The organism is Halosolutus amylolyticus (assembly GCF_023566055.1).
Lineage (GTDB): Archaea > Halobacteriota > Halobacteria > Halobacteriales > Natrialbaceae > Halosolutus > Halosolutus amylolyticus.
The window spans coordinates 105621-131620 of sequence record NZ_JALIQP010000001.1 but is presented as its reverse complement, the minus strand read 5'-3'; the positions used below and the strand labels follow the sequence as shown (position 1 = coordinate 131620).

The 26000-nt window shown below is 64.4% G+C and carries 22 protein-coding genes; 10 read left to right on the top strand and 12 right to left on the bottom strand.

Features of this window, described 5'->3' with window-relative positions; genetic code table 11:
• Positions 1–160: 160 nt before the first annotated feature.
• From MUN73_RS00645 to MUN73_RS00615, 7 genes are read left to right on the top strand one after another with little or no spacing between them, the layout of a single operon-like run.
• Complete coding sequence (locus MUN73_RS00645) at positions 161–4054, top strand: ATPase, T2SS/T4P/T4SS family (RefSeq protein WP_250138523.1); 3894 nt, start codon at positions 161–163, stop codon at positions 4052–4054.
• Positions 4051–6111 (top strand): type II secretion system F family protein, encoded by a 2061-nt coding sequence (locus MUN73_RS00640; protein WP_250138522.1) that lies wholly within the window; start codon positions 4051–4053, stop codon positions 6109–6111. The genes MUN73_RS00645 and MUN73_RS00640 overlap by 4 nt, the downstream gene beginning before the upstream one ends.
• A gap of 1 nt (position 6112) precedes the next feature.
• The gene (locus tag MUN73_RS00635) at positions 6113–6646 is read left to right on the top strand and encodes a DUF7287 family protein (protein ID WP_250138521.1); all 534 of its coding nucleotides are present in this window, start codon (positions 6113–6115) and stop codon (positions 6644–6646) included.
• 4 nt (positions 6647–6650) lie between these two features.
• Positions 6651–7283 carry a DUF7288 family protein gene (locus tag MUN73_RS00630; protein WP_250138520.1) on the top strand — a complete coding sequence of 211 codons (633 nt, stop codon included), beginning with the start codon at positions 6651–6653 and terminating at the stop codon, positions 7281–7283.
• Positions 7277–7762, top strand: a complete 486-nt coding sequence (locus tag MUN73_RS00625; RefSeq protein WP_250138519.1) for a DUF7261 family protein — start codon at positions 7277–7279, stop codon at positions 7760–7762. Before MUN73_RS00630 ends, MUN73_RS00625 begins: the two co-directional genes overlap by 7 nt.
• A 7-nt stretch (positions 7763–7769) precedes the next feature.
• On the top strand, positions 7770–8300 hold the full coding sequence (locus tag MUN73_RS00620) for a DUF7266 family protein (RefSeq protein ID WP_250138518.1): 531 nt from the start codon (positions 7770–7772) through the stop codon (positions 8298–8300).
• Complete coding sequence (locus MUN73_RS00615) at positions 8297–9046, top strand: DUF7289 family protein (protein WP_250138517.1); 750 nt, start codon at positions 8297–8299, stop codon at positions 9044–9046. Before MUN73_RS00620 ends, MUN73_RS00615 begins: the two co-directional genes overlap by 4 nt.
• 53 nt (positions 9047–9099) lie before the next feature.
• On the opposite strand, the gene MUN73_RS00610 is transcribed toward MUN73_RS00615, so the two are convergent.
• On the bottom strand, positions 9100–10344 hold the full coding sequence (locus tag MUN73_RS00610) for a hypothetical protein (RefSeq protein ID WP_250138516.1): 1245 nt from the start codon (positions 10342–10344) through the stop codon (positions 9100–9102).
• Positions 10345–10571: 227 nt separating this feature from the next.
• Here MUN73_RS00610 and MUN73_RS00605 point away from each other — a divergent pair, with 227 nt between their 5' ends.
• Positions 10572–13049: a methyl-accepting chemotaxis protein gene (locus MUN73_RS00605; protein WP_250138515.1), complete on the top strand. Its 2478-nt coding sequence runs from the start codon at positions 10572–10574 to the stop codon at positions 13047–13049.
• A gap of 203 nt (positions 13050–13252) precedes the next feature.
• Here the strand turns inward: MUN73_RS00605 and MUN73_RS00600 are convergent, their stop codons facing one another.
• From MUN73_RS00600 to MUN73_RS00565, 8 genes are all read right to left on the bottom strand, one after another.
• A complete protein-coding gene (locus tag MUN73_RS00600) occupies positions 13253–14119 on the bottom strand; it encodes a CheR family methyltransferase (RefSeq protein ID WP_250138514.1) in 867 nt (288 codons plus the stop codon).
• On the bottom strand, positions 14116–14634 hold the full coding sequence (locus tag MUN73_RS00595; RefSeq protein WP_250138513.1) for a chemotaxis protein CheD: 519 nt from the start codon (positions 14632–14634) through the stop codon (positions 14116–14118). Before MUN73_RS00595 ends, MUN73_RS00600 begins: the two co-directional genes overlap by 4 nt.
• Positions 14631–15866: a chemotaxis protein CheC gene (locus MUN73_RS00590; RefSeq protein WP_250138512.1), complete on the bottom strand. Its 1236-nt coding sequence runs from the start codon at positions 15864–15866 to the stop codon at positions 14631–14633. The genes MUN73_RS00595 and MUN73_RS00590 overlap by 4 nt, the downstream gene beginning before the upstream one ends.
• Positions 15863–16468 (bottom strand): chemotaxis protein CheC, encoded by a 606-nt coding sequence (locus tag MUN73_RS00585; protein WP_250138511.1) that lies wholly within the window; start codon positions 16466–16468, stop codon positions 15863–15865. The genes MUN73_RS00590 and MUN73_RS00585 overlap by 4 nt, the downstream gene beginning before the upstream one ends.
• A gap of 28 nt (positions 16469–16496) precedes the next feature.
• Complete coding sequence (locus MUN73_RS00580; protein WP_250138510.1) at positions 16497–20081, bottom strand: Hpt domain-containing protein; 3585 nt, start codon at positions 20079–20081, stop codon at positions 16497–16499.
• The gene (cheB, locus tag MUN73_RS00575) at positions 20074–21297 is read right to left on the bottom strand and encodes a chemotaxis-specific protein-glutamate methyltransferase CheB (protein ID WP_250138509.1); all 1224 of its coding nucleotides are present in this window, start codon (positions 21295–21297) and stop codon (positions 20074–20076) included. Before cheB ends, MUN73_RS00580 begins: the two co-directional genes overlap by 8 nt.
• On the bottom strand, positions 21294–21656 hold the full coding sequence (gene cheY / locus MUN73_RS00570; RefSeq protein WP_250138508.1) for a chemotaxis protein CheY: 363 nt from the start codon (positions 21654–21656) through the stop codon (positions 21294–21296). Before cheY ends, cheB begins: the two co-directional genes overlap by 4 nt.
• A gap of 125 nt (positions 21657–21781) precedes the next feature.
• Positions 21782–22561, bottom strand: coding sequence for a chemotaxis protein CheW (locus tag MUN73_RS00565; RefSeq protein WP_250138507.1), 780 nt, complete (start codon positions 22559–22561; stop codon positions 21782–21784).
• 178 nt (positions 22562–22739) lie between these two features.
• On the opposite strand from MUN73_RS00565, the gene MUN73_RS00560 reads away from it, so the two are divergent.
• Positions 22740–23216, top strand: a complete 477-nt coding sequence (locus tag MUN73_RS00560; protein ID WP_250138506.1) for a chemotaxis protein CheW — start codon at positions 22740–22742, stop codon at positions 23214–23216.
• A 139-nt stretch (positions 23217–23355) separates the two neighbouring features.
• Here MUN73_RS00560 and MUN73_RS00555 read toward each other — a convergent pair whose 3' ends face one another.
• Genes MUN73_RS00555 through MUN73_RS00545 form a run of 3 tightly spaced genes read right to left on the bottom strand, consistent with a single transcriptional unit; the run spans position 23356 to position 25344 of the window.
• Positions 23356–24132, bottom strand: a complete 777-nt coding sequence (locus MUN73_RS00555) for a DUF5803 family protein (protein WP_250138505.1) — start codon at positions 24130–24132, stop codon at positions 23356–23358.
• Between the two features lies 1 nt (position 24133).
• A complete protein-coding gene (locus MUN73_RS00550; RefSeq protein ID WP_250138504.1) occupies positions 24134–24820 on the bottom strand; it encodes a DUF2110 family protein in 687 nt (228 codons plus the stop codon).
• The gene (locus MUN73_RS00545; RefSeq protein WP_250138503.1) at positions 24820–25344 is read right to left on the bottom strand and encodes a transcription factor; all 525 of its coding nucleotides are present in this window, start codon (positions 25342–25344) and stop codon (positions 24820–24822) included. Before MUN73_RS00545 ends, MUN73_RS00550 begins: the two co-directional genes overlap by 1 nt.
• A gap of 153 nt (positions 25345–25497) precedes the next feature.
• Here MUN73_RS00545 and MUN73_RS00540 point away from each other — a divergent pair, with 153 nt between their 5' ends.
• On the top strand, positions 25498–25941 hold the full coding sequence (locus MUN73_RS00540; RefSeq protein ID WP_250138502.1) for a universal stress protein: 444 nt from the start codon (positions 25498–25500) through the stop codon (positions 25939–25941).
• Positions 25942–26000 lie beyond the last annotated feature (59 nt).

Sequence of the window (26000 nt, the reverse complement as noted above, 5' to 3'; positions counted from 1 at the left end):
AAATTATTTACCGGGGGTTCGTATGCCTCCCTCATGAACGTATCAGGTCACGGGAGGACCGGACGGCGGAACGCACGGGTTCGGTCCGCCGTCCCCGGGATTATCAGAAGTGGTAATGTGTACATGAATTTTTTGAAGGGTGAGGGATAGGGTGGTTTCAATGGCTATTGACGACGCCGACCAGGCGGATGCCGGGCAATTTTCTGAGGGCGAGGCGTCCCACTCTGTGTCGGAGGACCAACGATCCCACGCGTCGGACACGGGCGTTCGCGTCGGTGAGTACACGTGGGCGGATTTCATGGAGGAACACGGACACGGTGACGAAGTCTCGGAACTCTATCCGGACGATCGGCCCGCCGGGGATCAGCTCGGGCTCGACACCGACGGCGCGATCGATCCGGTTCCGCAGGGAGAGGACTGGAACCGGGTCGAGTTCGATCCCGAATCCTACCTGGGATTTCATCCGGACAGGCTCGAGTCTCTCATCGCGGATCCCGCGAAACCGAACGCCGAGATTCTCTGGGACGAATTTCTGGACTACGTCGATCCCGAGACGACGCCGGTCGTCAAGGACGTCTACACGTGGGAACACTACAAGTGGGAGTACTACTACGAGGACGACGGCAGTCGACCCCGCGACAGTGACGGAGAGATCGTTCGTCACGACGAGGAGGAGGCGCTCGGTTTCGACCCCGACACGCTCGAGGACCGCCTCTCGATCGGTGACGACATCGCGATGGAACTCGACGACGTGGTCGAGGAACGGACGGTCAACGTCGAGGAGGACCTCGAGGAGGACGAGTTCTTCTCGACGGCCGCGGGGAACACCACCGTCACCAACCGCTACGATCTCGAGAAGGCGGTGCCGATGGACAAGAAGACCCACTTCCAGGAGGTCGAGCGCTACTGGGTGAACAAACCCTACGCCTGCGTCGTTATTTTCCACTCGGAGAAGGAAAACGAGAAGAAGTACTACATGATCGAGCCGTACCAGAACGAGATCGAGATGGAACTCCAGGAGTTCCTCTCGGGCAAACTCAGGACGGCGATCAAGTACTCCGAGGAGGGGATCAAGGAGAAAGCGACCGAGGACGGACGACGCGACGTCATCGAGGAGGAGACGCGTCGACTCCTGAAGCGGTACGACCTCTTCGAGAAAACCTCGAGCGAGGCGACGACCGGCATCCTCGAGACGATGCGGAACCTGCTTGACGACGACGGGGACGACGAGGAGGTCGAGGTCGGACCGAGTCAGCTCGAGGGGATCGAGGTCCGACCGGAGCCGGCGATCCTCGAAGACGATCCGGATACGCTGAACGAATACCAGGTCGAAAAACTGCTGTACCTCCTGAAGCGCAACTTCATCGGCTACGAGCGGATCGACGGGATCAAACATGACATCAACGTCGAGGACATCTCCGTCGACGGCTACAACTCGCCGGTCTTCGTCTATCACTCGGAGTACGAGCAGATCATCTCGAACATCTACCACGGCGAGGAGGAACTCGACGACTTCGTCGTCAAACTCGCCCAGCGCTCCGGGAAGGGGATCAGTAAGCGGCTGCCGCAGGTCGACGCGACCCTCCCGGACGGCTCGCGCGCCCAGTTGACGCTGGGCAAGGAGGTGTCCGACCACGGGACCAACTACACGATCCGGCAGTTCAAGGACGTCCCGTTCACCCCGATCGACCTCATCAACTGGAACACCTTTAGCCTGGACGAGATGGCGTTCCTCTGGCTCTGTATCGAGAACCACAAGAGCCTGATCTTCGCCGGAGGTACCGCGTCCGGGAAGACGACGAGCCTGAACGCCGTCTCCCTCTTTATTCCGTCCAGCGCGAAGATCGTCTCGATCGAGGACACCCGCGAGGTCGAACTCCCACAGCGAAACTGGATCGCGAGCGTCACGCGCCCCTCCTTCGCCGACGACGAGCAGGGTGACGTCGACGAGTTCGACCTGCTCGAGGCCGCACTGCGCCAGCGACCCGACTACATCGTGATGGGTGAGATCCGTGGCGAGGAGGGCCGGACGCTGTTCCAGGTCATGTCGACGGGCCACACCACCTACACCACGTTCCACGCCGACTCGGTCGACGAGGTGCTCAAGCGGTTCACGACGGACCCGATCAACGTCTCGAAGACGATGTTCACCGCGCTGGACCTGGTCTCGATCCAGACCCAGACCCGCGTCCAGGGGAACAAGGTCCGCCGGAACAAGTCGCTGACCGAAATCAACCACTACGAGGCCGAACACGACGAGATCAACGTCCAGGACGTCTACCAGTGGCAGGCCGAGACCGACGAGTTCCTCAAGATGGGGGACTCCAACACCTTAGAAGAGATCCAGTTCGATCGTGGCTGGAACTCGGAGAAACTCGAGGACGAACTGTTCAAGCGGGAGGTGATCCTCGCGTACCTCATCAGGAACGAACTGAACACGTACGCGGAGGTCGCCGCGACTGTCCAGGCCTTTATCAACGATCCGGATACGATCCTCACACTCATCGCGAACGGGCAACTGGAGGACAGTCTCGAGGATCTCCGGGAGATGGAGAGCGTGCTGATCGACGTCGACCAGGAGAAAGAGGAACTCGTCCCGCGACCGGATGCGACCTCGGAGACGTACAACCTCTCGATGGACATTCTCGAACGGGCCGAGGAGTCGCTGTTCGACGAGTACCGCGGGAAAGTCCCGAGCGGCCTCGCGAGCGCGCTCGGCGACGTGGAAGAAGAGAGCACGATCGAGGTCGATAGCGCGGAGACGGAGGAGTTCGACTTCGCCGGTGCCGTCGACGACGACGTCGGCGCGAACGAGTGGGAACTCGGCGACGGCGCAACCGACTTCGGTGCCGGGACGACCGACGCCGGGGACGACGAACCGGCGTGGCTCGACGACGACACCGGCTTCGACATCGGAAGCGACGACACCGAACCGGACCCGGCCAGGGCGGAAGCGACGGCGAGTGCCGGGGCCGGGGCCGATGCAAGTGAGTCGCCTGCCGCAGCCAGCGGTGGATCGACCGGCGACGTCGGGACGGCCGACGGCACCACCGACGAATCCGTGACGCTCCCGGACACGGTCGATCGGGACGAACCGGAGGTCCGACCCTCCGACGACGCCGAAGAGGGTGATCTCGGCGGGCTGTTCGACGACATGGGCGAAACGCTCGATCGGATGGAGGACGACTCCGGAGGCGACGCGCCCGCGGCGACCACCGGCACCGACACGGAGCCCGATACGTCCGGGTTCGACGCGATGTTTCCGGACGACGATCTCGACTCGATCTTCGATCCGAGCGCCGAGGACGAACCGTCGAATACGGATTTTAGCGACCAACTCGAGTCGGAGGCCCCCGATGTGGGCACCGACGCGACCGAACCGGACGCCCCGTCAGGGGCCGACACCGGGTCGGCCGACCGCGGCGAGACGGCTGGGAGATCGGCGATCGATCACGAGGAACCGGACGCGACGGCACCCGATGACGTCACCGACGCGACTTCGGCGACGGACGACGACCCGACCGGGGACGACGCGACGCCCCCGACGATCGAACTCGGCGACGGAACGGAGACGGACGATCCGACGAGCGACGACTCCGCCGGGACCGACGCCGCACCGCCGGGCGCCGAATCGTCCGATCCGCCGTCGACGGACGGCGAGGACGCGAGCGGCGACGGAGTGTCCGGTGCGGACACCGAAACGGATCCAGTGGCCGATCGGTCGGCCGAGTCGACCGCGGACGCGTCCGGGTCTGTAGACGGTACCGATGCCGCCGACGAGGGAGACGCCGCCGAAGACGGGTCGATATTCGGTGAGGACTCGGAGTCGATCTTCAGCGACGACGCGGACGACGGAGACGACGGTGGATCACTGTTCGACGACACCGACGATGGGTCACCGTTCGCCGACGACGCGGACGAAGACGGCGACTCGGACGGCGGCGGATCACTGTTCGACGACGCGGACGACGACTCGATCTTCAAGGGCGAGGAGGCGAACGAGGAAAGCGAGGACGGCATCTTCGGTGGCGGTGACGAGGAGAGCGACACATGAGCCTGCAAACCGACGATAGCGGGGGGACCGGCGTCTCGACGGGATCCGACGCACTCGGCGAGCGATTCTATCCGCTGTACGATCGGCTGTTCGGCGAGGAGAGCGAGTTCGTCTCCGACCTGGAGAAGAAACTCGCGCAGGCGCGGATGACCGATACCGTCGAACTCTACCTCTCGCGTGCGCTGGGGATCGGGTTCATCGCGGGGCTCGGTCTGTGGCTGATCGGGTTGATGCTCGGCTACGGGCTGTTCGCCACCGGGATCGTCCAGGTCGACGAGATCCTCGGCATTCCGGTCGGGAGCCAGACGGTCCTCGAACTCATCGAAATGCTCCGTGTTCCGGCGCTCGTCCTGTTCACGGGCCTGTTCTTCGGAACGATCGGGTTCGCACTCGGTTTCGGATCGCTGGTCGCGGTTCCCTACTCGCGTGCCTCGGCCCGCAAGCGCGAGATCAACATGCTCCTGACCGACTCCGTCTCGTTCATGTACGCGCTGTCGGTCGGCGGTCTGAACCAACTGGAGATCATCGAGGCGATGGCCCAGGCCGACGATACCTACGGCGAGGTCGCAAAGGAGTTCCAGAGCATCGTCAAGGAGACGGAGTACTTCGACGTCGATTACCGGACGGCGATACGCAAACAGGCGATCGAGACGCCGAGCGACGAACTCTCGCAGTTCCTGACCGACATGCTCTCGATCGTCAACAGCGGTGGGGACATGGAGAGCTTCCTCGAGGACAAGAAAGAAAAGCACATGCGGACCGCCAAACAGGAGCAGGAGCTAACCCTCGAGACGCTCGAACTGTTCGGCGAGATGTACATGACGCTGTCGCTGTTCCCGCTTCTCCTGATCATCATCATGGTCATCATGCAGATGATCCCGGGCGCGGACGTGACCGACCAGATGCTGTACATGACCGTCTACGGGCTGATCCCGCTGACGGGCGTCGGGTTCATCGTCCTCGTCTCGACGGTCAAACACGACGAACCCGGCGACGGCTACCTCACGCTCGGGAGCGGCGATCGACGGGTCGAGAGCGCCACCGACCGGGGACTGCTCAACCTCGGTCTCGTCGAACAGTTCACCGGCGAGTACAGCGTCTTCGATCGCATCAAGAACCGCGAGGGCACTCACGAGACCGTGAGCGTCCTCAAGCGGCCGCACATCTTCTTCCGTGACAACCCGCTGTTGACGCTCCTGTTGACCGTTCCGACCGCGACGGTGATCGTCGTGACGGCGATGGTCTCCGGGTCCGCGCCGACCTCGTGGAACGACATGGTGTCCAACCCGATCTGGGGGACGTTCATCTACGTCTACGTCCCGCTGTACATCATGGCGGTCCCGCTGTCGATCTTTCGGGAGTGGAACGTTCGCCACCGCAACGCCGTCGTGAACAAACTCTCCGAAGACCTCCGGAAACTCTCGAGTGCGAACGACACCGGGCTCACGTTGCTCGAGTCGCTCAAGTCCGTCGCGGACACCACGAGCGGGAAACTGGCCCGCGAGTTCGAGATGATGCACACGAAGGTCAACTACGGGATGAGCCTGAAGCAGTCGCTCATCGAGTTCAACAACAAGTACCACATCCCGCGACTGGCCAGAACGACGCGGCTGATCACGGAGGCACAGGAGGCGTCCAACCAGATCTCGGACGTGCTCCGGACGGCCGCCCGCGCCAGCGAGAACCACGACGACATCGAGCGGGAACGCAAGTCCCGAACGCGGATGCAGGTCGTGATCATCATCATGACGTTCATGACGGTGCTCGCGGTCATCACGATCCTCAAGACGCAGTTCATCGATACGATGGCCGGGCTCGAAGGCGGCAGTGCGGACGTCGACGCAGGGGGTGCCGGCGGTGGACTCGCGGACGCCAACCTCAGCGAGAACATCGACGTCGACATGCTGTCGATGTTGTTCTTCCACGCCGTCACGCTCCAGGCGATCATCTCCGGGTTCATCAGCGGCTACATCCGGGACGCGGACCTGTTGAGCGGGCTCAAGTACGTGATTATCCTCTCGACGATCGCACTCGTCGGCTGGACGCTCGTGGCCTAACATGACCAGCAGAAACAGCCCCGGATCCCGGACGCGACGCAGTCGACCGCGGACGGTCTCGATATCGCTGTCGGACCGCGGACAGACGACGCAGGACTTCGCCGTCGGGATCGGCGTCTTCATCCTCGCGGTCGCGTTCGTCTTCTCCTACGTGCCGTCGCTGGTGACGCCGTACGACTCGTCGGTCGGCGGGGCCGAGACCGCCCAGGCCGATCGGATCGCCGATCGGATCGTCGAGAATACGACCGATTCGTCGACACCGAACGAACTCAACGGAAGCCTGTACCAGGAGCGGTTCGCAGACGTACCCGAGAATCTGACTGCGGTGCTCGGACTCCGTGCGAGCGATGACGACGATGTTTTCGATCGGGTAAATATCACGATCGAATCGCTCGGTGACGAACCGGTCGACGACGAGTGGAGTGGCGGTCACACGTACGACGACCAGAGTGCGGCCAGTTCCGCCCGAATCGTAACGGTCGACGACGGTCTGGACTGCGATCCGGCCTGCCGACTCGTCGTGAGGGTGTGGTGATAGCATGAGAGGACAGACGGACCGCGCCCAGGCGTACACGCTCGAGGGGTTCATCGGCGCGATGATCCTCCTGCTGGCGGTCCTCTTTGCCCTGCAGGCGGTCGTCATCACGCCGACCACCGGTGGGCTGGCCGATCGGACCGTGCAGGCACAGCTCCAGCAGGAGTCACAGGACGCACTCGCCGTCGCCACTCAGGACGGGAATCTCTCGGAGACGGTCCGCAACTGGAATTCGTCCCAGGGCGATAATGGCCAGTTCCACAATGCGACCGAGGCCAGCAGTCCCGAGCAGGACGAACAGACCTACGGGCCCGACGAGTTCGCGAACCAGTCGCGACTCGGGGCGATCCTGCAGGATCGGTACACGAACGACGGCTGGAGTTACAACGTCGAACTCGTCTACGAGAACGAAGACGGCGACGGATTCGACAGTACGCACCTGGTCTACCAGGGCTCGCCGCCGTCGGACGCGTTCACGGCGAGTCACGTCGTGACGCTGTACGAGAATCAGACCGTAATGGAAGGTAACGAATCGTTCCTCGAAGACGCTCACGACGACGGGTATCCGATCCCACCGGTAGACACCAGCGACAGTGGGATCTACAATCTCGTCGAGGTACGGGTGATAATATGGTAACTAACAGTCGGGATAGCGACACCGTTCAGGACCGCGGACAGCTCATCCTCATCGGCGCAATCACGCTCGCGTTCATCGTTCTCGGCGTCGTCGTCGTGTTCAACGGCGTCCTCTTCACCGAGACGCTGTCCTCGAGTGCGACGAGTCAGACTGCGAGCGATGCTGCGACGACCGACGCGGAGGTCCAACAGGGGCTCGGCTGTCTAATCGAGGACGCAAACAGCAACCACAATGACACAAGTAACCTGGGGACAGCAGTGAACGACAGCGTTGAAGACTTCGCCGACCTGTACCGGGATTCGACTGCTAACTCGAAGCCTGCAGTAACGGTTGTCGACCCGGACAGTGTCTCGATCGAATACGACGCCGCTAGCGAAAACGTGACCGCAGTCAACGCAACCATCACTCACACCTCGAACGACGTCAGCTACTCGAAAACCCTGACAATCGAACCGGACGACTGTCCGGAATCGGACTAATACGCCAATGTTCCAACCCATGATCACCGACCAGTCCGGCACCGATCGCGGCATGTCGATCGCCGTCACGCACGTCCTGACGATCGGGATCACGACGATCCTGATCGCCCTGCTGGTGACGAGTTCGGCCGCGATGCTCGACACCGAGACCGATCGCAGCGCCGATCGATCGCTCGAGGCGATCGGGGAACGGCTGGCGGGCGAGATCGCGAACGTCGACGCGATCGCGAACGAGAGCGACGAGAACGTCACGCTCACCACGGAGCATCCGCGTACCGTGGCGGGGTCGAGCTACAGGGTCGAGTTACTCACCGCGGGGTCGGGCGTCTGTGGCGAGGCACCCCTGCTTACTGACGAAACGGACTGTCTGCGGCTGACCGCCTCCAGCGCCGACGTAGAGGTGTACGTACCACTGAAGGTCGACGTCGACGTCGATCACGAGAGTTCGGCCTCCGGTGGACTGATCGAGATTCGTTACGAACCCGATCCGTCCGGAGGATCTAACGATAAAATCACGATCGAGAGTGGGAACACATGAACGCACCAGGCACACCGATCGGACGAACGGACTCGAAGCGAGAGCGGGGCGTCACGGAGGTGATCGCGTTCATCCTGGTGTTCGCGATGGTCCTCAGTTCGGTGGCCGTATTGTACACCACCGGCTTCCAGGCGATGGAGAGCTATCAGGAGAACGAACAGATCACCAACGCGGAACGCGGGATGATCTCCCTCGCGGACAACTTCAACGACGTCCTGCGGTACGACGGCGTCGAGCGACGGTACGGCGAACTGACGCTCCGCGGCGGGACGATCAGTACGGGTGGTGAGAACACCTCGATCGACATCGAGACCGACGGCACGACCAGAGAGTTCGACCTGGGCTCGCTCACGTACGAGTCCGACTCCGATAGCGTCGCCTACGAAGGTGGTGGCGTGTTTCGCGCCAGTGGTGACGGGAGTATGGTCGCAAAACAACCGCGGATACGCTGTGGTGACGAGGTCGTCGTCATCTCGATCGTCACGCTCGACCACGACGGCGAGCGATCGCTCCAGAGTACTGACGGTGTCGGACTGACGATCGCAGAAACCGGTTCACCGGAGCGCATTACGTCAGACGACGATGTTACGATCACAGTCGACAGTCCGCACTACCAGACGGGGTGGAATCATGCACTCAAGCGCGCCGGCTGGAATCCAGGCTCTGATCCCGAGGATGGCACATTCAAGTGTGAAGACGTAGAAAACGTCGAAATCCAGATCGTCACGGCCGAGATTGACTACTGATCTGGACGCCGAGACGACCCTCCGTTCGAACGTGTTCCTGCAATCGCGACCGCTCAATCCTCGTCGTACTCCCAGTCGCCCGTCAGCATCGCCCGGAGCCCCGATCGGGAGGCCAGCGCCGAGACGCGGGCGGCGCGGTCGTCGACGCTCCCGCCCGTGTTGAGATAGAGCCCGTTCGAGAGTTGCGCAGCGGCGGTCATCGGCGTGCCGTCGGAGTGAACCGGCCGATCGTTGAGAACGGTTTCGCCCTCGTCCGGGCCCCAGGGGAGGTCGACCCCGGAGAGGCCGCGATCGAAACAGTACTCGGCGGCGTAGACGAGCGCCCGTTCCGGCGTCGAGTGGCCGATCGCGCCGATCGAGCCACGATCGTTGAAAAAGCGGACGACGTACTCGTCGTCGCCATCGGTTCCGCCGTTGTCGTCGCCATCGCTGTCATCGTCGGTACTGCCGTCGGTGTCGCCACCGGCCTCGCCCGCCCGGGTGCCGGCACGGTCGTCGGCGTCGTCGCTCCCGGCCCGATCGTCGGCGGCCGCCGCGTCCGCCTGGGTCGTCCCTGTCGACTCGTCCGCGGGGACGTCACCGGACTGGGGCGGGTCGTCCCGTCCGGCCACGGGATCGGTAAACTGGATGGAGACGCCCGCGTCGATGTCCGAGCCGTCGGCTGCGGGAAGCGCGGTGGTCTCGGACGCGAACGACGCCACGAGCCGCTCTATGAAGCGATCGGTCGCGGATTCGAACTCGTTCTCGTAGGTGGACCCGCTGACGGCCACGAGGTCGTCGACGATCGAATCGACCAGTGACGATCGGTCGAGGGCCAGCCGTCGGGCGACGTGGTCGCGCGAGTGACGCTCCAGACGGCGGCCGAGTCGGTCGATCGTGAAGTGGGTCAGCGAGGATTCGTAGTCATCGATCGCGGCGAGTCGACAGCTAAACTGGTCGACGTCGCTCGATCCAGCGAGCAGTACCAGCCGCCGTCCGTTCGTGTAGATGGTTCGATCGATGCCCGTCCAGGCCATCGTCTGGCAAATCGCCGATGCGCGGTCCCGTTCCAGCGACTCGGCGAAGGGTTCGACGGCGACGAACAGGGCTGGAATCGCATCGATCGTACAGACGTATTCGAAGCGGGTCCCGTCCACGACTCGGCCGGCCAGACACGAGTCGGCGTGGACGTCCCAGCCGAGCGTTTCGAGGAGGGGATCGACGAGCCAGGCACGCGTCTCCCGTCGGGAGGTCGGCGGCGAGCTGTCGACCAGCGCCCGGTAGCGGGTCGCAAACGAGCGGAGGTCGAGATCCGTCATTCAACGGAGCTACTCGAGGCACCTTCATGTAAGGTCCGGTTATCTATCAATACACGTTGAAATTCGTGAATAGTTCTCACCAATGATAATCGTGCCAGAGGATTTATTGTTTTTCGAGAGGTTTACGGTATCGTATGTCTGGCCCGGTACGAAGTATCATACCTGATTTCATCAGGAGAAGCTACGCACTCAAGTTTGCGCTGGTGTTGCTTCTTCTGGGCCTATCCGTGGGGGCGATCGGGTACGGGGGAACGGAACTGGTCGCAGGAGAGGTCCAGGGACAGGTCCACGACGATCAGGAACGACTCGCGGCACAGGAAGCAAAGAACATCGAACAGTGGAGTGAGCGCAACGAATTCCTCGCGAGCGACGTCGCCAGCGGAATCGCGAGCGCGGACGACGTGGGAGCGTACCTCGAGTCCGAGAAGGAGGCCGAGGACGGCATCTACGACATTCACCACGTCAATACGACGACCGGTCTCATCGCTCACAGTACCAACGAGGAACTCGACGGCGCGACGATCTTCGAAGCGAACGAGACGTGGGCCGCGCTCGACGTCGAGGCGGTCGAGGAGGAACGCGGCGGACTCGACAGCGAGCCACTGATCGGGACGGCTCACGATGGCGAGACGGCAGTGTTGTTCTACGCAGGGTACGTCGGCGAGGATCGAGAAGAGGTTGCCGTCGTCGTGATCGACGTCTACGACTACGTCGACGAGATGATCACTGGCGAAGGGAGTGCCACGTACACGGTCTACACCGGGGACGCGAGCGACGTGCTCAACGAGGACCTCGCCGCCGAGGACGAACCGGTGGCCCGAGAGGAAGACGTCGTCGTCATGGACACCTCCGGCGAGGCGTTCTTCGAGAACTACGAGAACGACGCCATCGACTTCGACGAGGTTACGCTCGAGCCGACGCTGTACGAGATGGGACCGCCGGGGGAGCCGCTGACCCAGTCGATCGAGTCGGACCGCCACGAGGACGAGTTCCTCGCGACGACCGCACAGGTCACGGAGGACAGCAACTTTTACGTCGTGATCCACACCTCCCAGGCCGACGCCTACGGGATCGTCAACGACGTGACGACCTACGGCATCTACGCCTCGATCGCCGGCATCCTCCTCGTCATGCTGGTCGGCGGCGTGATGGGGCGGAACACGTCCCGGTCGATCGATCGGCTGACCTCGAAGGCCGAGCGGATGGAAGAGGGAGACCTCGACGTCGACTTCCGGACACACCGCATCGACAGTATCGGTCGGCTCTATGCCGGCTTCGCCAGCATGCGGGATTCGCTGCAGGACAAGATCCAGACGGCCCACGAGGCCCGCGAGGAGGCCGAACGGGCCCGCGCCGAGACCGAACGGATCAACCAGCACCTCGAGGCGAAAGCCGACGCGTACAGCGACGTCATGCGCGAGTGTGCCGACGGCGACCTCACCGCCCGGCTGGATCCAGAGAGCGAGAGCGAGGCGATGGAGGACATCGCCCGCGAGTTCAACGAGATGATCGCCGAGATCGAACGAACGACGGGGGAACTCAAGGCGTTCGCCAACGACGTCGCGACGGCTTCCGAGCAGGTGACGGCCTCGAGCGAGGAGGTCCGGTCGGCCTCGGAACAGGTCACCGAATCCGTCCAGGAGATCGCCGACGGCGCCGATCGGCAGAACGAGTCCCTCCAGTCGGTCACCCACGAGATGAACGGGCTCTCGACGACGATCGAACAGATCGCCGCCTCCTCGAACCAGGTCGCCGATATCGCCGAGCGGACGGCGACGACCGGCCGCCGTGGCCAGCAGGCCGCCCGGGAGGCGATCCAGGGAATGAACGAGATCGAAGCCGAGTCAGAGCAGGCCGTCGAGGAGATCGAACGGCTCGAGGCGGAGATGGCCCAGATCGACGAACTGATCGAGTTCATCTCCGAAGTGGCCGAGCAGACGAACATGCTGGCGCTGAACGCCAACATCGAAGCCTCGCGCTCGTCGAACTCCGGGGAGGGCTTCTCGGTTGTCGCCGACGAGGTCAAGGATCTCGCCACGGAGACCAAAGAGGCGGCAGAGAACATCGAGGCTCGCCTCGAGCGCATCCAGGAACAGACCGAGCGGACCGCAGAGGAAGTCCAGCAGACGAGTTCACACGTTGCCGAACACACGGACTCTGTCGAGGAAGCCGCGGACGCGCTCGAAGAGATCGCCGACTACGCCGAGGAGACCAACAACGGCGTACAGGAGATCTCGGCCGCGACGGAAGAACAGGCCGCATCGACCCAGGAAGTCGTGGCCATGGTCGACGAGGTCGCGACGATCTCGGCGGAGACGACCACCGAAACCGACAACGTGGCCGCCGCAGCCGAAGAGCAGACGACCGCACTCACCGAGGTGTCCGAGAGTGCGAGCGCTCTCGCGAGCCAGGCCGCACACCTCTCGGAGGCGCTGGACCGGTTCGACACGGACACCGACCCGGACGTGGCCGCCGCTCCGGACGGAGACGCGATCGCTGCGGACGACTCGACGCCGATCGGATCGGAATCCGGGGACGCACTCCCGCTCGGCAGTGGCGGCGACTCTACGGCCGACGACGCGGTCGAGATCCACGACGCCACGGACGCCGACTCGACCGACGCCGGAGCCGACGACGATCGCTCCGACGAGTCGCTCGATGCGGACGAGGTCTTCTCCTTCGGGAACACCGAGGGCGACCAGTAGTCGGCCGGCAACGGACCGTCCAGCCGCCTCACGTCGGCATTTTTTGCTCGATCGATTCGACGTCAGTCGTGGCTGAGCGTCCAGTTCTGTCCGATCGACCGGCGAAGAGAGTGTCGATCGGCGGGGCGACGTCTCGAGTGGCAGGCACACGGACTGGCGCGGCGCTATCGACGATCGGGTTGCGGGTTGCGGAAGAACGCGTATCAGAAGCCGGAACTGGTGTCTACACGGCCCGTGCTGGCTTCGCCCTCGGCGTCGGCAGATTCGCGCTGGTAGATGCGAAGCCGGGCGTCGCGGACGGAAAAGGCCGACTTGAGGTTCGGTGGAATCGTCTCCGCCTTGCCGATGACGAGGTACCCTTCCGGACGGAGGGACCGCGAAATCGTCCGGAGCATGGGCTCTTTGTACGCGTTGTCGATGTATATGAACAGGTTCCGACAGACGACGAGGTCGAACCCTGACTTTGGCTCGTCGTTGATCAGGTCGTGGCGTTCGAGCCTGACGTTTTGCTTCACCTCGGTTCCGATTTCGTACCGTCTGCCGTCGACGTCGACGTACTCGCGGTAGTCGTCGAGAAAGTCGAGTTGATCGTCCAGGTCGACGGTCCGGGACTCTTCGTAGACGCCCGATCGGGCCGTCTCGAGTGCCGGCGTACTGATGTCGGTCCCGAGGATGGTCACACCGGCCTCGTCGATTCCGGGATCGGCGTGGGCGAGCATCGACAGCGAGTACGGTTCCCGACCGTCCGCGCAGGCGGCACTCCAGATGCGGACGGTGTCGGTGGCCGCCGACAGCGATCGGAGCACCTCGCGGATGCCGGCCCAGACGTCGGGGTTGCGAAAGAAGCCGGTGACGTTGATGCTCATCGAATCGAGCAACGCCTCCTGCTCGTCGGCGTCCTCGCACAACAGGTCGAAGTACTCGTCGTACGTATCGGTCTGTGTCCGACGCATCCGGGAGGAGATGCGTCGATCCAGGTAGCTATCGTTGTAGTGGCTCGTCGCGAACGCCAGTTCGTCCTCCACGTACTCGAGCAGGGCGGTAAAGCTCGCGTCGCGATCGTCGCTCACAGTTCCGTCACTCCGTTCACGTCGTCGGCGGAGGTCTTCACGACGAGCGTGCCCGATCCAGGCGTGAACTCGACGGTGCGGCCGTGTTCACCGCCGACGTCCTCCGCGACGAGCGGGACCCCGAGTTTCTCGAGTTCCTCCTTCGCGGCGGCGATGTTTCGCTGGCCGACGCCGTCACCGAAGCTCTCGAACTCGAACATGTCGCTGCCGCCCGCGATCTTGGCTTCGACGGTCGTGTAGCTGGCCCCCTGCTCGACCATCCGGCGCAGGAGCGCGCGGATCGCCGTATCCGCGTACTTTCCGGGTTTGACGTCGCTGTTTTCGGCCTTGTCGCCGTCGGGTAACATGGTGTGTGCGAGGCCGCCGATCGCGGAGTCTTCGTCGTACAGCGCGATCGCGAGACACGACCCGAGTCCGTAGGACTTGAGCGTGTCGTCGCCCTCGCTGACCGCCAGTTCGGAGATGCCAACCTGGACCGGCGTCGGTTCGCCTGGTTCTGTGCCGTACGTCTTCATGCGTTATCGACTTCCTGGAACTCCGCAGTTGTCGGTGCCTCCTCGATCCGATCGACGTCGAGATCGTTCAGTGCCCGTTCGAGGTCGTCTTCGTCGGGGATGGCGTACACCTCGCAGTCGAACTCACGACCGTCCGCGACGACGACGGTGTCGAAGACGAACGCGAAGTCCTGGTTCTCCCCGAGCTGGATGATGACGGGATCGACCGCCGCCGCGCCGATGTCGTGGATGAACTCCGGCGTCGAGTGGTCGATCGTCGTGTCGAGCACGTTCGCCCAGCCGTCGAGAAAGCCACTGGCCATGATGTTGCCCAGTTCCGTGATCGCGCTGGTGCCCATCTCGCCGAAGCCGTCCTCCTCGATCTCCGCCGGGACCATCGCGTCGACGATTTCGTGGGCCGACTCCTCGTCGAACAGGAAGAGGAGATAGCCGCTCGGCATCCCGTCGAACTCGAAGGCGACGCCGACGAGTGTCTCGTCTGCGACCTGCTCGGGAATCGCCTCGAGCGAGACGAAGTTCAACCGGCGGATCTCGACGCTGGTGTCGATCCCGGTCAGGGTCGTCGCCGTCTTGGCCACCTCCTCGGCACCGCGTTCGGCCATCCGATCGAAGCCGTCGAGTTTGTCGTACTCGATCCCGTCGCTCGTCCGGAGCTGGTCCAGGAGCTGGGACATCGACTCCCGCTTCGGGAAGAGATAGTGGCTGAACCCGACCTCGGTGCCGACCGTCTCGATCCGGCTCTGGAAGAGCAGGGCGAGGTCGTCGTCGTCGGGTGCTTCCGCGATGTCGCCGAAGAACGCGTCCGCCGACTGGCCCTCGACGAACTCGGGGGTCGAGACGTCGATCACGGCCTCCAGGACGTCGGCCCAGCCGTCGATGAACCCGCTGTTCATGATGTGGCCGACCTCGGTGGCGGCGCTCCGGGTCATCTCGTCGAACTCCTCGCCGTCGGCCTCCGAGAGGAGGGTTTCGACGAGTCGGAGGGCGTTCTCGCGTTCGAAGATCACCACCGAGTAGCCCTCGATGGCCCCCGTGAGTTTGACGCGAATGCCGACCTTCTCGCTCGAGTCGTCGAAGTCACGGCGGATCTCCCGTCCACGCATGAAGTTGAGTTTCGTGACCCCGACCTGCGTCTCGACGTCGGTCATGTGTGTCAGCCGGCCGGCAGCGAGGCCCGCGCCCTCGCGAGCCATGCGATAGAACGTTCCGAGCGCGTTGACGTCGAGTTTCATGCGGGCTGGACTTCGATTCCGTTGACCATCTCGACGAACTCTGCGAGGTCCGGGAACGCGTAGATCTCCGCCTCGATCTGGTAGCTCGGCACGGTCAGATCGGAGTCGAAGAACAGCGCGAGGTCGTCGCCGCCGAGGCTTGCCGTCCGGGTGACGATGTCGCCTGCCGGCGCGTACACCAGCTGTGGCGCCGCGATATCGATCGCACGCCCGAGCACGTCGGCCCAGCCGTCGATGAAGCCACTCGCCATCATGTTCCCCATCTCCTCGACGGCGCTTCTGGCCATCTTGCCGGAGACGTCGGACATGTCGTCGACGACGTCGCGAAGCATGATCGCCGTGATCTTCTTCGCGCTCGCCTCCGGGAACAGGATCAGGATGTGTCCGTGCGGGGGATCGAGGAGCCGGACGCGGACGCCGACCCGTTTCCCGGGCTCGAGTTGACTCTCGATGTCGTCGACGTCGATGAAGTTCGTCTTCGTGACCTCCATCTGGGCGTCCTCGCCCGTCAGTTTGCTCATGTTGTCGGCGACGCCGTTCGTGCCGACCTTTGCCATTTCGTTGATGAAACTCAGCTTCCGAATGTCGACTTTCATCGTCATAGGTTCCTCTGTAGGTGTTCGTGTTCGTTCATAGTGTCGTCACGTCCAGGATGTTGACTACCTCTCCCCGACCCCGAACCGTTGCCCCACTGAGTCCGGGGATGCCACGCATGAAGCCTTCGAAGGGCTTGACGACGACCTCCTGCTGGCCGTGCACGTGATCGCATCGAAGCGCGATCGGCCTGACCTCGTCGCGGATGCGAACGATCATCCCGTTACCGTTGGCGCCGGCTCGTGGCGTGTCGAGCACCTCGTCGAGCTGGACGACCGACCACTCTCCCTCCTCGTCGGAGAGAACGGGCTCGCCGTCCCGGGCCTCGACCACGGACGCGTCCTCGATGTCGGCGACCGCCTTGGTCGGGACGCCGAACTCCTCGCCGCCACACTCGACGAACAGGATGTCGTCGATCGCGACCGACACCGGCAACGTCATCGTCACCGTCGTTCCGGCACCGGCCTCGCTGTCGATCTCGACGGAGCCGTCCAGGTCCTTGATCGTCCGTTTGACGACGTCCATCCCGACGCCGCGGCCGCTGACGTCGGTCACCTCGTCGGCCGTCGAGAGACCGGGGTGGAAGATGAGGTCGTACGCCTCGTCGTCCGGCAGGTCGGCCACCTCGTCCTCGGTGAGGATGTCGGCATCCACGGCCTCGGATCGCAGGCGATCCGGATCGAGGCCGCTCCCGTCGTCGGAGACCGTGATCCGGACCCGGTCGCGCGATCGATCGGCGGTCACGGCCACGGTCCCCTCCCGGGGCTTGTCGGCGGCCGCCCGTTCTTCGGGCGGCTCGATCCCGTGGTCGACCGCGTTGCGAACCAGGTGGATGAGCGGGTCGCCGATCCGATCGAGGATGCTCCGATCGAGTTCGACGCTCTCCCCGGTCATCTCGAACGCGACCTCCTTGTCCTGTTCGCGCGCGATGTCACGCACCACGCGTGGCAGGCGGTTCGCGACCGTCTCGAGCGGCACGAGACGGACGTCCATCACCGTCTCCTGGAGGTCCGTCGTCAGGTCCTCCAGGTCGTCGAGTTCGGTCGCGATCGCCTGCAAGTCCTGCCCGGTCTCGATCGCGTGCCGGAGACGAACGCGACTCGTAACCAGTCCCTCGACCAGGGTCAGCAACGAGTCGATCTGTTCGACGTCGACGCGGACCGACTGGATTTCGTCGGTCTGTTGCTCGGCGTCCGGCCGATCGGATTGCTCCGGGATCGTAACGTCCGGAATCTCGAACTCCGGTTCGTCGACCACCCGGACGACGTCGTCCTCGTCGGTCGTGTCGACCGCGTCGTCTCCGAAGGAGTCGACGGGGTCGTCCGACGCGTCGAACTCTGTGTCCGGGGTGTCGAACTCGCCACCCGCGATCGCATCGTCCTCGAACCCATCGTCGTCGAGCACACCGTCGAACGGATCGTCGTCGAACGCGTCGTCCTCGAACCCATCATCGTCGTCGAACGCGTCGTCCTCGAACCCATCGTCCTCGATCACGTCAGCGTCGAACGTGTCCTCGTCTTCGAACTGATCGTCGAACCCGTCCGCGAATGATTCGGCCTCGTCGACCGCGAGGTCGTCCGACTCGAACCCGGTCCCGACGGAGTCGTCGGGTTCCGCGTCGTCGTCGAAGTCGGCACCAGCGACGTCGTCCGCGACGGCCGCCGTGTCGTCAAAGGCGTCGTCGTCCGAGTCGGCAGCAGGGACGTCGTCGATTTCCTCGTCTGCCGGTTCCGCCTCGTCTGCCGGTTCCGCCTCGACTGCGTCGTCCGCGGCGTCACCCGATGCACCGTCGCTCTCGGGTTCGATCGGCGACGTGCCGGCGTCGTCCGCCGCCGTCGCCGACTCGTCACCGAACGCGTCGGCGTCCGACTCGTCGGTCACGGAGTTCGCGCCGATCGTCTCCTCCGTGACGACGTCGGCGAGGTCGTCGTCCTGGTCGGCGCTGGCCGGCTCGGAACCGTCTTCCCCGGCGTCGGTTCCCTCGATCGGCTCGGAACCGTCTTCCCCGGCGTCGATCGGCACTGCCTCGTCCGCGTCGGGTTCCTCGACCGCGCCGACCGGTTCGGCCGTCGCAGTTGCACTATCCCCAGACTCGGTCGAAGCCGCCTCGTCGGTCGTCGCGTCGGCGCGAGCGTCGCTCGCCGAGTCGTCCTCGACGAACGCGTCGTCGGGATCGACCGAGGTGTCGGCCGGCGAGTCGTCGACCAGCACGTCGTCCGCGTCGGCTGGCGAGTCGTCGACCAGCACGTCGTCCGCGTCGGCTGGCGAGTCGTCGACCAGCACGTCGTCCGCGTCGGCTGGCGAGTCGTCGACCAGCATCTCGTCGATCGCCTCGTCCGAGGGCTCGTCTCCGAGGAACGAGTCGTCGTCGAGGTCGACGTCCTCGCCGAGCAGTTCGTCCATGTCGACCTCGTCTTCGTCGTCGAACTCGTCGAACTCGAGTTTCTCGAGTTCGTCCTGGAGTTCGTCGAAGCCGACCATCTCGACCTCGTCTTTGAGTTCCTCGAAGACCGCACCGGCGTCGTCGACTTCCTCGTCGTCGGCCGGCGCGTCGCCAGTCGACGCGGCTTCCCCGGCCGCGACGTCGGCCGATCCGGCGTCCTGAATCCCGGCGTCGTCCGACGGGGTGGCGGGCTCCGCTTCGATGTCCTCCTCGTCGAGGAGGTCGTCGAAGGATCCCGCGTCACCCATCTCGTCGAACGCGTCCAGGTCATCGTCCTCGAGTTCCTCGACTTTCTCGTCCAGGTCGTCGAACTCGTCGAACTCGTCGAGCAGTTCGTCGACCTCGAGCTCCTGGGCCTCCTCGTTGGAGAGTTCGTCCGGGAGGTCCTCGTCGGCGACGGGTTCGGTCCCGTCCGCGGTTTCGTCGGTCGCACCATCGGATCCGACTGCGCCGATCGCGTCGAACCGATCGGTCACGTCGACGATCTCGAAGTCGGTGACCTCGTCGACCGGTTCCAGCCCGGACCGGATCGCGGTCTCGCCGACGGCGCTGCCGAAGACCGCGTCGAAGCACCCGCCGTACTCGTCGGCGTCGATCCGCTCTCGCCCGGGCACGGTTCCGATCAGGTCGAACGCGTCGATCAGCGCCTCGACGACCAGCGGGCCGTTGTTGATCTCGTCGTCCGGGGTGATCGCGAGCCGTGCGAGATACGCGTCGTGTTCGTCGTCGGCCGGCGGTTCGAACCGCGAGAGGACATCGTCGATCTCGCTCTCGCTCGGCGGGTCGATCGACGGTGGCCTGGACGGCTCCCCGAGTTGGCCCCGGAGGGCCTCGATCGTCGCCGATGGATCGGTCTCGATCTCGCCGGTCGCCTCGACCTCGTCGATCATCGTCTCGAGTTCGTCGACGGCGTCGAAGACGACGTCCATCAACTCCGACGTGACGTCGAGGTCGCCGGCCCGGACTGCGTCGAGGAGATCTTCGATCGCGTGGGCGAGATCGCTCGCCGACTCGAGGCCCATCGCACCGCAGTTCCCCTTGAGCGTGTGGGCGATACGGAAGATGTTCTCCATCGCCTCGTCGTCGTCGGGGTCTCGCTCCAGCGTGAGCAAGGCGTTGTTCAACTCCGTGATTTGTTCGTCGCTCTCCTGAACGAAATCGGTCACGTAATCAGTCATCGTTCTCACCGTCCGTTGCAAACGCGTCGACGATCTCGTCGACGATCTCGCTTGCGGGGGCAACCTCGTCGATACAACCCGTTTCGATCGCCTGACAGGGGATGCCAAAGACCGGACTCGTCGCCTCGTCCTGGGCGATGGTGTGGCCGCCGGCGGCCGAAATCGCCTCGATACCGCCGGCCCCGTCACGACCCATGCCGGTCAACACGACGCCACAGAGCGGGTCGGCGACAGCCTCGGCGGCGGTCTCCATCGTCACGTCGATCGCCGGCCGAACGCCGTGAATCCGCGGCCCGTCGTCCAGTCGGAGGACGAGGCTCCCGTCGGTAGCCCGTGCCACCTCGAGGTGGTGATCGCCGGGTGCGACCGCCGCCTCGCCGGGACCGATCCGATCGCCGTCCGACGCTTCACGGACGTCGTACTCGCTCAGCGAGTCGAGTCGATCGGCGAACCGGCCGGTAAAGCCCACGGGCATGTGCTGGACGACGAGGACCGTCGCGCCCAGCGCCGCCGGGAGCCGCGTGAAGAGTCGTTCGACGATCTTCGGCCCGCCGGTCGACGCACCGATCACGATCGTCGGATCGGCGTCGGGTTCGTCGTCGATCGAGACCGGTTCGATCGCCTCGTCCTCGCCTGCCGCGTCCGGATCGGCACCTGCTCCGGGTGCCGGTGTCGGACCGGCTCCCGGCGAGGCCGTCGCCGTCCCGGATTCGGTGACGGGGCCCGCCGCGGGCGTGGCCGACCGGTTGCTCACGGCATCCGTCGCACTGCTCGTCGAGTGGACGGCCGCGGCAGCCCGGGCGAGCGCGAGCGAGGAGACGTCCGCGTCGGCGAGTTCGTCGACCGTCTCGACGACCTCCTCGGCGAGGTGTGCGATGTTCTTCGATCCCGGATTGCTGGGGTCCGGCTTGTGGAGGAACTCCACGGCGCCGCGTTCCAGCGCGTCGAGCGTGGCTTCCGTGCCGGATTCCGTGTACGCACTGAGCATGAGAATCAGCGTCGGATTCGTCGCCATGATCCGCTCGACGGCCTCGATCCCGCCCAGTTCGGGCATCTCGACGTCCATCGTCACGACGTCGGGATCGTACTCCGCGACGGCGTCGATCGCTTCCGCGCCGTTCGATGCCGTTTCGACGTCGTAGCCAGCGTCGGAGAGCGCGTTGCCGATGACTGTCCGCATGAACTGCGAGTCGTCGACAACGAGTACTCCCGTCATGCAGCGACGACGTCGGAGAGGGCCTTTCTGACGCTGGGTTCTTCGAACGGTTTCGTGACGTAGCCGTCCGCGCCAGCTTTCACGGCGAGTTTCATCTTCTCCCGCTGGCCGACGCTCGTACACATGATGACGCGCGCATTGGGGTCGAGTTTCTTGATCGCCGCGGTGGCCTTGATGCCGTTGCATTTCGGCATCACGATGTCCATCATTACGATGTCCGGATCGTATTCTTTGTACAGTTTGACTGCTTCAGCGCCGTTGGACGCCTCTCCGAGAATGCGGTAATCCTGTTCTAGGATCTGTCGGAGCAAATTCCGCATAAAATGAGAGTCGTCCACGATGAGCACCCCTGTCGACATTCAGTAGTACACCAACCGCTGATAGAAATACAACTACCATAAATGCTGTCTCTCGATTATCAGTAATGATAAACGCCGAATACGGCTGTGAGAGACGCCTCAGACCCCGACATCTGAGATCGTGTCTACGGGCCGTTTGCGCCGTGTCCCGACGCTAACAGCAGTTTGTCGACGTCGATCACTGCGGTCGCCTCGACGACGATCTCCGTGGTCTCGTCCTCCGACTCCGCCGCGTCGTCGACCTCCTCGTCGGCGTCGATATCGAACGTCTCACCGATCGAGTCGAGGCCGCTTCCGATCGATCGACCCCGCGCCAGCGCGGCCACACCGCCCGGTCCGCTCGAGGCCCCGGTATCGACGCCGCTCTCCCCGTCGGCCGTCGCGACGACGCTCCCCGCAGTACGGTCCGGTTCGCGCTCCTGTTCGACGATCGCGACGACGAGCGGGTGCTCGAGCGCGTCGCCCGACAGGTCACGCTCCTCGATGGCGTTCTCGTCGAGGACGTCCCGTTCCGGGACGGCTTCGACGCCAATCACGTCGTCGATCCGGATCCCCGCCGACTGCTGATCGGCCGGGCGATCGAAGACCAGCAACCGGTTGCGCTCCGACTCATCGTCCGTCACGGGAAAGTGGACGCGTGGATCGACGACCGCAGTGATGTCGCCCCGGAGATCCGTCACCCCCTCGATCGCCGCCGGCGATCGGGGGACCCGCGTCAGGTCCGTCGGGGCCTCCGTGATCGTCTTCACCTCGTCGACCGGGAGTGCGAGTCGGTGTTCACCGAGGCCGACGAAGACGAACCAGCGTCGTGCCTCCTCGTCGGCCGAACTGTCCGACTCCTCTCGTTGCTCGTCAGCGTCGTCGATAGTAATTCCGAGAAGCTTTTCGGGCAGATCCGGGGCCATGTTCCTGTTCGTGTATCACATTCCACCAATAAAACGTTGACTGCCGACACCGTCACGGACGCTGACGGAACCGATCGACCGATCCGTCCGGGACTGGCGACCTGGCGGCGATCCCGCGTCCGGACCGGTAGCCGAACACACAAGACTTATTTTTTGCTGTGGGCACCGAGCGTATCGGATGACGTCGGTTTCGAATCCGCGTGACGGCGGCGATGACGGAGACGTATCAGATGACGTTACTGTTCTGACGTTCGAACTCGACGCGACGAGCTACTGCGTCGCGGCCGACGCCGTCGCGTCCGTTCTCGGCGTCAACGGTGAGGAGACGCTCACGTCCGCCGCTGACCCGTGGAACGCCGGCACCGTCACCGTCGCCGGCGAACGAGTTCGGGTCATCGATCTTCCCCGGGTGTTCACGTCGACGATGCGGCCCGGAGACCGGGTCGACGAGCCGAAACTCCTCGTTTTCACTCCCCCGGACGATGGGGACACCTACTACGGCTGGCTCGTCGACGAGGTCGGCACCACGGAGACGGTGCGAACGGCCGCCCTCGAGCCAACGCGAATCGCCACGGGGACCCGGTACGTGCGCGGACGGATCGAAATCGACGACAGCGCGGTCGTCTGGCTCGACGAGCGGACGATTCACGCCTGATACGGACCGCTGTACCGAGTTCCCGGCGGAACCGCAGGTCGGTCGCGGGTGCGCCGGAACTGACGGACAGCACTCCGCACGAGAGAGGGACGTGTCGGGGCCGAGAGGGAGCAAATCAGAAGACGACCGCGTCGCGACGTTACCGCAAGCCCGGCGGTGGGCCGCCGTCGTCGTCGTCATCGAGGTCGACATCTACCCCCATCTCCGCTCGCTGTTCGCGAAGCCGTTTGACTTTCCGGTAATAGTACCCGATCCCGACGCCACCGAGCAGGACGACCGTCCCCACGAGCCCGGCGAACAGCGTAATGTCCCTGGCGTGATAGAACCTGAGTGAGATCGTACTGTCGACCTCGTCCCAGACCAGCCGCTCCCGGTTGCCGTCGACCGTCTCGCGCTCGAAGCCGCCCGGATTGACGTCGCCGAACAGGAAGTTCGACGTCCGGTGGTCTTCCGGGAGAGTCACCTCGTACGATCCCGTCACGTACGCCGGAAGACGGAAGGTCTTGCCGCCTGCCGACCCCGAGAACGCGAGGGTGCCGTTGCCGTCCGGCACGACGACGTCCGTGCTCGATCGGCCCTGGTCGACGTCGAGTTCCGAGCCGTTCAGTTCCGTCCCGTTGGGGTACCAGTACCGGACGCTGTGGATGTCGAGCGCCTCGTCGCGATAGAACGTCGATCGGTACAGCGAGAGTTCCTCGGTGTCGTTGAGGTCGTACACCGCGCGGAACTCGCCGTCACCGATCAGGCTCCCGCCCTCGATGTCGATCGCCACGTCGGCGTCGCTGTCCCTGAGATCGTCGTACTCCTGTTCGCGATCGAGTTCCTCGTCGGAGATGCCGCCGAAGATCGCCGAACAGCCGGCTCCCATCGTGAGGAGCGCGACCGCGAGGATCGCGAGAACGAGCCGTCGATTCATACTAGGGAACGACACAGCGCAGTTCCGCGGGGAGGTACTCGCCGACGCTCGCCAGCAGTCCCGGCGGATCGGTGCCCTCGGTGCAGATCACGCTCTGTTCGAGCAGCCCGAGCCGTTCGACGGTGACGTAGTCCTGGGCGTGTCCGGCCCGGTTGAGCGTGGCCCGTACCTCCGCTCGTGTGGCGCTGTTGACGTTGAGCCGGCCGGTCCCGCGGGTCCACTCGTAGAGCCGATCGACCTCGTCGTCGGCGAGTCGGCTCCGCCCGTCCGCGTCCGGAGCCTCGTAGACGAACCGCAACGGCAGGTGCTGGACCAGGCCGTAGCGCTCGCGGATCTGTTCGGGGGATCCCGGGCCCAGCCCGAGTTCGGCCGACGGAATCCGGACCCCCTCACCCTGTCCGGCGTCGAGGACGAACCCGTCGTCGTCCCACGATTCGAGAGTTCCGACGTAGGTCTCGCCGGCCTCGAGATCGGGGACGATCTCGCCGAACTCCTCCCGCAGGACGTTTCGTGCGACGACCGCGTCGTCGCCCTCGATCGTCACCGACGGGAAGTCGTCGTGGCGAACGCCGATGTCGAAGTCGACGTCGAGGTCCCCGATCTCGTTGTCGACGAGCGATCGGAGCGAATCCAGCGCCCGGTCGCGGGCGTCACCCTCCACGTACAGTTTGGTTGCGAGTACGACCATCAGGCTCCCGCGTCGATGTTGAGTTCGTCCTCGAGCGCCTCGAGTCGATCGTCCATCGCATTGACGAGTCGGTCGTTGTCCATCGATTCGACCGGCGAGCCACACTCCGGACACTCGAAGCCGAAGTCCATCGCCTCGCCGAACTCGAACCGGATCGAGCAGATCTCACAGAGGTAGAACTCGTGGTTGCGCTCGTACTCCCGGCGGTCCTCCAGGGCCTCGTGGAGCCGGTACATCTCCTCCTCGAGATTCTCCGGGATGTTGTCGTACTCGAAGGTCCAGAGGTAGGTGAGCCACCCCGAATCCTCGTCCCGGAGCCGACGGTACGTCGCCAGGTCGTTCTCGTAGAGGATAAACAGCGCCCGGCGCACGTCGTTCAACTCGAGGTCGAGTTCCTCCGCGAGTTCCTCGTCGGTCACTTCCCCGTCCGGCGGTGCCGCCGCGACGGGCATCCCCTTGGGACCGACGAGCTCGTGCAAGTACTTCTGGATGACCGGATCCTCGAGCAGGTCCTCAAAAGCCATTAGCTATCTATAACGCCATCCAGCCATTAAGTCTTGTCAACTGCCCCGCCCACAACGGCGGAGCGCTCGCTCGATCGGGGGCCAGTCAGCCCTCGACTCACTCGACGACTCGAATCACCAAACCGTTTTGACAGTCGTTCGCCTCTATTCGGTATGGACCAGCCAGCGGAGACGCCAACACGCGATCTGCTCGCACACGTTCTCGTTCCCGTCGCACACGAGGCCGACGCCAGGGTGACGGCCCGCGCGCTCGAGCCGTACGACCCGGACCGCGTCACGGCACTCCACGTCGTCGAGAAGGGCGAGGGCGTGCCGGACAAGACCCCGGTCGAACAGTCCGAAGAACTGGCCGCGGACGCCTTCGCCGCCGTCCGGGAGGTGTTCCCCGACGCCGACGACCACGTCGCGTACGGCAGGAACGTCGCCAAGTCGATCTTCGCGGCCGCAGACGAGGTCGACGCGAGCGCGATCGCGTACCGGGCACGCGAGGGTGGCCGCCTCGCCCGGTTCCTCTCCGGCGATCTCACGCTGAAGCTCGTCACACAGGCCGATCGGCCCGTCGTCGCGCTCCCCCAGACCGACGGTGGCGAGGACTGAGTCCGCCGAGAGGCGACCCGCGATCGGGCATCGGGTCTCGTTTCTCACCCCCGATCGAT